We start from the raw sequence: 5,295 nt of genomic DNA on the forward strand, positions 1-5,295 counted from the left end.
CTTCACCGCGGCGAAGACCGAGATCCTCGGCAACGCCGCACTCGAGACCGCCATCGGCGGGACCGCGGTCGAGGACCCGGACAACGAGTCGTACGCCTGCCGCCTCCGCTGCCACGCGGCAAACGGCGAGGTGTACGCGGTCGCCTTCACCCGCACCTCCGTGCGGGTCTCGTCCTACGAGGACGACGGCATCCTGGCCACCATCGAGGCATGGGCCGATGGCGTCGCCGCCCTGGCGTGAGAGGGGACAAAACCCCTCTCCTCAGTTTTTTTATCCTGGGGCTGTGGAGACCCTCCAGGATCGGGTCGATCCCAGCCGTCCCTCCGCCCTAATCCTGATTAGTACTCATCTGGATTAGTACTGATGATGCGCCTCCCGGATGGTCACGGGGCACGCCCCCTCCCCCGTACACCCCTCGCACTCCGCAAACGCAAACCGCCCTTCCTCGATCGACCGCACCGCCCGCACCGTCCGGGAAAGCACCTCCTCCCCGTCGCCCTCCACCGCTACGAAGAGGTCGAGGTCGGTGAAGTAGAGGTAGGGCCGCACCGTCTCCCCGAGGATCTGTTCTGCGGCCCTGCGGTACACGGCCATCTGCATCGCATACCCGGCCGCCTTTGCAGGGACCGCCTCCTCCCGCACCCGGCCGGTCTTGTAGTCGACGAGCATCCACCCGCCCGCCGCCGTCCTGACCAGGCGGTCGATCGCGCCCCTGAAGAGGACGCCGCAGACCCGTGCCCTGAAGGGGACCTCGCAGTGGTCGGCGACCGCCCCGGCCATGAGAGGGGAGGCCATGAAGCGGGCGCGGACGCGGGCGCACTCCGCGACGGCGGCCGGATCCTCGACCCCGTACCGGGCGCAGACCGCCGCCGGGTCCCGGCCGCGGAGGACCTCGTGGAGGACGATGCCCCGCGTCGTCGCCCATCCTGGAGGCTGAAACCCTCCCTCTCCCTGGCCGAGCCTGTACACCTCTTCATACTCCCGCGGGCAGGCGAGGTAGCGCTCGACCTCGCTCACCGAATAGGGGCGCTCCTCCTCCGCGACGACGACCTCTGCGGGGGCAAAGGCAGGAAGGTCGCCTGTGGGAGTGCCGACCTCCTCCGCCTCTGCGGCCCCGACCTCCGGGAGGGCGGTGACGATCCTGAGGAAGCACGGCCCCACCTCCACCTCGCCGGCCTCGACCACCTCCTCCGAAAGGCCGACCGCAGAGCAGAGCAAGTCCATGCGGGTCGGCGCGTCGGGCAGGGGTGTTCCGAACTCCTCAGGCCGCACACCCGCAAGGACCAGGTGGTCCCGCGCCCGTGTCGCCGCCACATAGAAGAGGCGCAGCCTCTCGGCCCGGAGTTTCCTCTCCTGTTCCGCTTTGAGGAAGGTGAAGACCGGGGTCTCCCGCGGCTCGAAAGACCGTGCCGGGTCAGGGACCTTCACGCCCATCAAAAGCCCGTCCTCGATGAAGATCTTCGCCGTATCGGGCCGCGGTTTCTCGGCAAGGCCGGGCACCACGACCACCGGGAACTCAAGCCCCTTGGCGGCGTGGACCGTCATGATGCCGACGGCGTTCGTGGCGGCCGGGTCCAGGTGCGCCTCGCCCTCCCTCTCCTCGTCCTCGATGGACCGCTTCACCTCCGCAACAAAGGCGGCGAGGGAGACCTCCCCTGCGGCCCTCGCCATGCCGACAAACTTCTCGACATTGGCCAGGCACTGCTCCCCGTCGGGCATGCCGCCGTACACCGCGTAGACCCCGGCGTCGTCGAGGACCCGGCCGAGCAGCGCCGGCACCGTCAGACGGCGGGCAATGGCCGACCAGGTCTCCAGGAGCGAGGCCGCCGCGGCGAGGCCCGAGGTCGGGTGCTCCTCCGCATACCGCCGCAGACGGTCCCGGAGAGGGACCGAGGACGGCAGAGGCCCGGCCATCCTGAAGAGGTCGGCGTCCGGGATGCCGAAGTACGGCGACCTGAGCACGCCATAGAGGGCGACGTCGTCGCGGCCGTTGTCGAGGTACGAGAGGAGGTTGGAGAGGTCGTAAACCTCCTGGCGGGCATAGAAACCGAGGCCCGAATGGACGTGGTACGGGACCCCGGCCATCCGCAGCGCCCTCTCGTAGGCGGGGAGGTTGGTCCGCCTCTCAAGGAGGATTGCGACGTCGCCGTACTCTGCCGGCCGCGGCCTCTCCCCCTCCGGGGAGACGGTGAGACTGCCGACGATCTCCCTCACCTTCCGCGCCACCATCCCGGCCTCGTTCCTCCGTGCCGCGGCCGCGTCCTCCCCTGCCGGGGCGAGGAGGAGTTCCACCGAACCTTCGTCCTGCCGGTGCGCCGTCAGGGGGTCGTACCCGAACTCCCAGGGCCGTTTCGTCTCCGCCATCAGCACCGAGAAGACCGCGTTCACAAAACCGACGACCTGGGGCGTGCTCCTGAAGTTGACGTCGAGAGAGACCTCCTTCCCGATCGTCTCCCGCGCCCTCTTGAAGAGGGTGACGTCCGCGTCCCGGAAGAGGTAGATGGACTGCTTCGGGTCGCCGACGATGAAGAGTCCCTCCTTCTCCTCCACCAGGTCGCCGAGGACCTCCCTGAGGATCGTCGTCTGCACCGGGTCGGTGTCCTGGAACTCGTCGACGAGGATGTAGCGGTAGCGGCCTCTGACGTGCTCCGCCACCAGGTCCGGGCGGTCGGTGAAGAGGCGGTGGGTGAGGTGGATGAGGTCGGAGAAGTCGAGGGCGCCGAGCCTCCGCTTTTCGGCGGTGCACCTCTTCAAGAAGGCGGAGAAGACCGTGCCGAGGTCGGCGAGGAAGGCGAGGGTCGTCCGCGTGAAGGGGTCGGCCCTGTCGAGGGCGAGGCCGCAGGTCGCCGCATAGGGGGCGACGGCCGTCTTGAACTCATCAAAGGTCGCCCTGACGAGGGCGAGGTCGTCGCCCTGCCAGTTCTTCTTCTGGCCAAAGCCCCTCTTGAACCGGGCGTTTACCTCCGCGACCGCGACGACCCCGGCCGGGTCCCTGACCGGGAGGAGAGGTCCGACGGCACGGAGGTACCGCATCGCCGGGTCGGCGTCGCCGGGATAGCGGGCCGCAAGGTCGCGGAGTGTCCGGGTGAGGGCCTGGCAGTGTGCGTCCTCCGCACACTCGCGGAGCGCCTCCTCCTGCCTCTCTCTGACGGCCCTCTCCCACGCCGCGATCACTCTCTCTTTGTCCTCCCCGAGGGCGGCGAAAAAGGCCCCGGCGGTCTCGCGTTTATTGTACAGCCGCAGGAGGCACTCCTCAAGCCCCGACGGCCCGAGGGCGCGGAGGGTGTGGACGACCGCCTCCCTGTACGGTTCGGGCGGTTCGCCATAGACAAGACCCTCGACGGCCTCGTCCCGTATGCGCCCGGCCTCACGCTCGTCAAGGACGGAAAAAGCCGGGTCGACGCCTGCCTCAAGGGGGAACTCCCGCAGACACCCGGTGCAGAAGGCGTGGAAGGTGGAGATGTTCGCCCGGAGGAAGTCGTCCCTGACCTGGTCCCACATCTCGCCCTCCTCTTCCCGGAGGGCGTCGCGGACCCGCTGTTTCATCTGCGTCGCCGCGTTGTCGGTGTAGGTGAGGGCGAGGATGTTCCTGACGCCGCACCCGCCTCTCTTCAGGAGGTCGATGTACTTCGTGACCAGGACATGGGTCTTCCCTGTCCCGGCCCCGGCGGTGACGCAGATGCTCTGGTCATGACTGAGGGCGGCCTCTTCCTGCCGCGGGGTGAGGCCCATCTCACACCCCCCGCGAAGCGGCGAGACGCCACTCGTCGCACCTGCAGATGGTCCTGAACTCGCAGTACGACGGGCACGGGGTCTCCTGTGGTGCCGGCGGGAAGTACCCGGCCCTGATGGAACGGAGATACTCCCGCACCAGGCCGAGGGTGGCCTGGACAGCGGTCTCGATCCCGTCCACTTCACTGTTTTTCGCCGTTGAGAACCCTTTGAGGCGCTCTTTCTGCTGCGTGTCCCAGAGCACCGCCTGGTTTCTGGTCTCGCCCTTGCGCACCCGGTAGTAGGTGCCGCCGGCCCCTTCCAGGCCGGTGAGCGCTTTCACGGCGCAGAGGTAGAGGGGGATCTGGAGGGCGGTGCCCTGCATGATCTCCCGCGGGCCGGGATGGGTGCTGCCGGTCTTGTAGTCGGTGACGAGGAACAGACCGTCGGGTGCGACGTCCACCCTGTCGATCCTGCCGCGGAGGAGGAGACGTTCCCCGCCGTCAAGGTCGATGGCGACAGGGTGGGGGACAGAGGCCGGGTCCGCGGCGCCGTCGGTGAGCGGCATCCCGAAGGAGAACTCGAAGTGGGCCGGGACAAAGGGGGAGGCCGAGCGTCTCTCTTCGGTGGCAAGGAACTCTTCGAGGACGCCGGGTCCGGTGGCCTCGGAGCCGACGAGGTGTTCGCGCTCGACCGTCCAGGCCGGGCTTGAGAAGGTGAACCCCGCGAGTTCCTCCGCGGCGATGGCGCGGATCTCGTCGAGTGCCTGGCCATAGGTCTCTTCGGTGACCGTCCCGCTCGTGTTCCGGCCGGTATAGAACCTGAACGCGATCTGGTGGACGAGGCTGCCCTTCTCCTGGGCGGTGAGGTCAACCTCGGCGTCAGGGAAGGGTTCGAGGCCGAGGACCTTCTCAAGATAGAACCAGAAGGGGCAGCGGGCATAGGTTTCGAGGGCGGTCGGGGAGTAGACGGCGTCGGCGCCGAACCGTTCTGCAAGTGCAGAACAGATCTCCCCGTCGCCGGTGAGGACGGCGTCGAAGGGGGAGGCGAAGGCGCCGCTGCGGGCGCGGGTCTCGATGGCGATCCTGGAGATGAGGGTCTCTGCCCGCAGAGGGGCGGGAAGGAGGGCGGCCCCGTCGGCAAGACGTCCCTTCGAGAATGCGGCGCCGGCCGCTGCTGTGGCTTTGAGCCGGGAATACCGCTCTCCCTTCTCGCCCCAGGTGCCGGCACCCCTGCTGACGGCGTCGAGGAACGCGGACTGAAGGAGGGGGCGGTCGCCGTCTGAAACGGGTGCGCTCAGATAGACGTGCCGGCCTGCGAGGAGGGCGGCGACGAAGGAGGCCCGCTCCTCTCTGAGGACTTCGGCGCCGGTCCTGGTCCCGAGACGCCTCGCCTCCTGGTCGTTGGTGAAGGGGAGGCGGGTGGTGAGGGCGGGCATATCGCCTTCGAGAAGGCCGCCGATGAAGAGGTACGGGACCGAGAGGTGCTGGAGTTCGCGGATGCCGACCACCTGAACGGCATTGCGGTTCTGCGGGGGAGCGGCCCTTGCCCCGGCAAGGAGGAAGTTCAGAGTGGAAAAAAAC

2 protein-coding genes and 1 pseudogene are annotated in these 5,295 nt (G+C 68.3%); 1 reads left to right on the forward strand and 2 read right to left on the reverse strand.

Annotation, left to right across the window (positions count from 1 at the left end; all coding sequences use genetic code 11):
- A pseudogene (locus PHP59_RS11195) lies at window positions 1-241 on the forward strand (hypothetical protein); the annotation flags it as partial.
- A gap of 114 nt (window positions 242-355) precedes the next feature.
- On the opposite strand, the gene PHP59_RS11200 reads toward PHP59_RS11195, so the two are convergent.
- Window positions 356-3,733 (reverse strand): exodeoxyribonuclease V subunit beta, encoded by a 3,378-nt coding sequence (locus PHP59_RS11200; protein WP_300166989.1) that lies wholly within the window; start codon window positions 3,731-3,733, stop codon window positions 356-358.
- A 1-nt stretch (window position 3,734) separates the two neighbouring features.
- Window positions 3,735-5,295, reverse strand: a 1,561-nt coding sequence (locus PHP59_RS11205) for a PD-(D/E)XK nuclease family protein (protein ID WP_300166991.1), incomplete at its 5' end; no start/stop codon positions are given.

The sequence above is a fragment of the Methanofollis sp. genome, assembly GCF_028702905.1.
GTDB lineage: Archaea > Halobacteriota > Methanomicrobia > Methanomicrobiales > Methanofollaceae > Methanofollis.